This window comes from Bartonella sp. TT110JLCBS (assembly GCF_042193405.1).
GTDB lineage: Bacteria > Pseudomonadota > Alphaproteobacteria > Rhizobiales > Rhizobiaceae > Bartonella.
On the sequence record NZ_JBHILT010000049.1, the window covers coordinates 1 to 4,480 of the forward strand.

The window sequence follows — 4,480 nt, forward strand, 5'->3', positions numbered from 1 at the left end:
CCGGAATATTTGAGACAAGTTGGAATAACATTACTGGTTGTTTTATAACCACCAGAACCAGCAAAAAATAACATATGAGTTGAATCAAAATCAAGTTTGTATGTTAACAATGGCTGGCTACCACCTTTCCCCCATGTTGTTTTGTCTTTGGGATTAAATTGGACATCTTTAACAACATCTTCGTCGACTCTATAGCGCTCTCCTATAACTACTTCACCATCACTTGGAAAGATCATTTCAAGTTGTTTTATATTCATCCATTGAGCGCTGCCGAAAATCGTATTTTTTAATTTTTTCAAAGGTGATGTTTTTGGCAATGATAGATTCATCGTGAAACCAAGGATAATAATACCAATGATTGAACCGCTCAAAACCATCCTATCAAAGAAAGGAAAAACATCAGCCCATGTCATGTTATTTTGTCCTACATAAGGACTTAGTCTTATATATTCATTTATACTGTAGTAGGCAGCAAAAAGACAAAAGGAGATTAATGATGCTATGGTGATATTTTTTCTTATATGTCTTTTTTGTAATAGAATAAATGAAGAACATGAAAGTGCAATAAGGACGAGAATATCGAGAGGTTTTGAACGAACAAACCAATAAGCATCTTGGGTAGTACCATTTTCTGTAATGTTATTTATTGTTATGTTTACAAGAAAAAGAATTATGATTGAAAAGAGAAAAGGGCATATTAAAAATATGATTTGTTTACGATTTAGATTGTTTATCATTTTGACCCCGCGTATCAGCAAAAGCATGCTGTCCTATTTTTTGTAAATTTTTATATTCATTTGAATTTGTATCAAGTTTTGCAGCGTGAATTAAACATCCTAAAATAAAAGACTTATCAGCATTTTTAAGACCAGCCTTTACGACAAGACCGCCTAGAATAATTTTTTCACGTGCATCTTTACGTCTTATTTCATCACTCAAAAATCTCCTCCTTTTTTCAATGCGTCTTAGTGATTTTATAGAGTTCCCAAGATTATTCAGTTTTTTGCTGATCTTTTTGAAATCGGTCTTTAATCTCCTCGAAAATATTTTTCCATTGATCGTTTGTTATATTTAATTCTGTTAATCCCGCTTCTGCTGCTAATAGTGCAATTTTTTCTCCTTCTTGTTTTTTAGCAGCTTTAATTCTTTCAAGAAGTTTTTTACTTTTTTCTTCCAGAGCTTTTTTTTCCTCTATAAGTTTTTCTAAAGATTTACGTGACATTTCAAACTCTCTTTTATTTTTTAATCTTTATTTTTACTTAACAGAATAAATCTCCAATAACAATACTTGATAGTGCGCATTTATGCGCTCCTGAAAAAATGTCTTTTTTCAAAAGATTTTTGAAGGCGCAATTATACGTTTTAAAGTAAAACGTTTCATGCTATAGATTATTTCTGTGAAATAAACACAATTTTTGGTAATTGTATCTTATGGCAAGTACACATTTACAAGCTAAAATTATTGGTGCTGGAAAATCAGCAATTTCGGCGGCTGCCTATCGCCATAGGACAAGGATGTTTGATGAGTTAGAAGGATCTCATACGCATAGATATGATAAAGATAGAGACCTTGTACATTCAGAAATGAATATTCCAGAGGGTTCTCCAAAATGGATTACACAACAGCTCAGTTATTTTGATACAAATGATAAAAAAAGTGAATGGCTGTGGAACACTGTGCAAAATAGTGAGCGCGTGAATGGACAGTTGGCAAGAGAAATAGTTATAGCGTTGCCATTAGAGTTATCACGAGATCAAAATATTTCTCTTGTACGAGACTTTGTAAAAGAAAACTTTTCATCACGTGGTCTTGTTTCTGATTGGGTTTTTCATGACAAGGAAGGAAATCCACATGTGCATATTATGCATACTTTACGTCCAGTTTTAGAAAATGGTTTTGGTCCCAAAAAAATAGCTGTCTTAAATGAAGATGGAACAGTAAAAAAATCTCTTGTTACTATTCGTGATAGACAAGGGAATGCTATAAGAAAAGAAGAGCGTATAGTTTATGAAACCGTCATAGGTCATAAAGATGCTTTGAAGGATTTACGCAACTCATGGGGTGAGATTGCAACGATGCATCTTGCACTTGCAGGCCATGATATAAAAGTAGATATGCGTTCTTACAAAGAGCGTGGTTTATCTATAGATCCAACCATTCATTTGGGGCAATCTGCTCATGCAATGAGTAAAAAAGGACTTGCTAGCAATGCGGTACAAGCTAATGAAAAAATAAAACAGAGATCTGTAGAGAAAATTAAAGAAAACCCTAATGAAGTATTGAAGTTAATTTCATTTGAGAAGTCGACATTTAATCATGGTGATCTTGCTAAGATCATTAATAGATATGTTGATAATTCAAATGACTTTAATGATATTATGGTGCGCTTAGAACAAAGCAATAACCTGATTAAAATTAAAGATCATTCCAATCCTTATAAAGTTATTTACTCCACAAAGGAAATATTAAAAACCGAATATGATATGGAGCGGAGTGTTGTTTCGTTGTCTCAAACGACAGGACACGGTGTAAAAGATAGACAGGTTTTAGAGGCAATAAAGTCTGTTGAGAATAAAGATAAAAGTAATAGATTTAAATTTTCAGAAGAACAAAAATTAGCCGTTCAACATATTACAGATGATAAAGGTATTGCGGCGGTTGTTGGTTATGCTGGTGCTGGAAAATCCACTCTATTGGAAGCCGCAAATATTGCGTGGGTTAATAGTGGGAAGCGTGTATTTGGAGCAGCGCTTGCGGGGAAGGCTGCGGAAGGTCTTGAAGAATCTTCAAAGATAAAAAGTAAAACTCTTGCTGCGTGGGAATTAGCGTGGAAAAATAAAAAAGATGAATTACGGGTTGGTGATGTTTTTGTCATTGATGAAGCTGGAATGGTTTCTTCAAAACAACTTTCGCATTTTGTCCAAAAAGTTGAAAAAGCAGGCGCAAAAATTGTTTTAGTTGGTGATAATATGCAGTTGCAACCCATTGAGGCTGGAGCGGCATTTCGCGCTGTAGTTGATAATATTGGTTATGTAGAATTATCCGGTATTAGGAGACAAAAAGAAGAATGGGGGCAAGATGCATCACGACAGTTTGCACGTGGACAAGTAAAGGAAGCTTTAGATCATTATAAAAATAGAGGATTCATTCATGAGACTAAAACGCGTGACCAAGCCATAAATACTCTTGTTAAAGATTGGATGAATACACGAAGAAAAGTTGAAAAAAAAGCTCTGGAAGAAGGAAAAACTTTACGGGGTGACGAATTACTTGTTCTTGCTCATACGAATGCGTCTGTAAAAAAATTAAATGAAGAAATTCGAACTGCTCTTAAAGATGCTCGTTTACTTAAATCTGAAGATAGTGCAAGCGTTACAAATTTTGATACTCTTAAGGGGCGTAGGGAATTTGTTGTTGGTGACAGAATTATCTTTCTTGAAAATGCTCAATTTGAAGAAAGATATGCCCAAGAATTAGGAAAGCAAAAAGTTAAAAATGGTATGTTGGGAACTGTTTTGTCTACACAAAATGAAAGAGGAAAACCGCTTTTAAAAGTGTGTCTTGACTCTGGCCAAGAAGTTGTTTTCTCCAATCAGACCTATCAAAACGTTGATCATGGATATGCGGCTACGGTTCATAAGAGTCAAGGAGTTACCGTTGATAATGTCTTTGTTTTAGCCTCCTCATCTATGGATCAACATCTCTCCTATGTTGCAATGTCTCGCCATAGGCATCAGTCACATCTTTATGTAGCCGAAGAGGATTTTAAAAACGTTCGATTACACGAACACAAACAGGTTAAAGGTACAATCACTGGTGAACTTGTTGAAGCTGGGTATGCTTCTTTTAGTGAAACAGCCAAAACCAAAACACCTTATGCGGATATAGCAACTTTCCGTGGAGTTGAACGTGTTTATGGTGTAAATCTTCCCTCTGCGATAGATGGGGCTCGTATTGAGCTTGGTGACAAGATATCACTTCGTCAAGATAAAGAAACTATTGTTGTTAATAATAAAGAAATTAAAAGAAATGTTTTTAATGTTGATTTAATAGAACGCGGTGATCCTTCTTTTGTTGATGCTATCAAGCGGTCTGATCATGCTAATACCTATGAAAAATTGGTAGCAGCTCTTTCTAGGTCTGGTGTTAAAACAACAACTCTCGATTTTTCTGAATCTCCTGATTATAGAGATTATATAGCCAAATTTACAAAGAATAGAGGGATTGATGTTTATCAAGGTTTAGGGGAAAAAATAGCCTCTTACGTTGATTTTAATAAAGAATGGTTGCAAAAACAAAAAGAGAAGATTGAATCCCTTTGGGATAGAGCAAAGACAAGTTTTTCAAAACTTCAAAAAGAAGATCTCAAGGTTGATCAATCACAAAAAGAGTTGAATGTTGCATCAAAAGCAACAGAACGAGAGCCATACCTTGCTGCTTATACGGATAACTCTAATCTAGAACAGAAGGTGCTAAGCG

Annotated in this window: 4 protein-coding genes; 1 reads left to right on the plus strand and 3 read right to left on the minus strand. The window is 34.7% G+C overall.

The features are described from left to right. From ACFILW_RS08910 to ACFILW_RS08920, 3 genes are all read right to left on the minus strand, one after another. A partial coding sequence (locus ACFILW_RS08910; protein ID WP_375685595.1) for a type IV secretory system conjugative DNA transfer family protein occupies window positions 1-413 on the minus strand: 413 nt, incomplete at its 3' end. 301 nt (window positions 414-714) lie between these two features. Beyond that, window positions 715-939, minus strand: coding sequence for a conjugal transfer protein TraD (locus ACFILW_RS08915; protein WP_375634888.1), 225 nt, complete (start codon window positions 937-939; stop codon window positions 715-717). A gap of 52 nt (window positions 940-991) precedes the next feature. After that, window positions 992-1,222: a TraC family protein gene (locus ACFILW_RS08920; protein WP_375634889.1), complete on the minus strand. Its 231-nt coding sequence runs from the start codon at window positions 1,220-1,222 to the stop codon at window positions 992-994. A 209-nt stretch (window positions 1,223-1,431) separates the two neighbouring features. Here ACFILW_RS08920 and traA point away from each other — a divergent pair. Then, window positions 1,432-4,480 (plus strand): Ti-type conjugative transfer relaxase TraA (gene traA / locus ACFILW_RS08925; protein ID WP_375685596.1); only part of this gene is annotated, 3,049 nt, incomplete at its 3' end.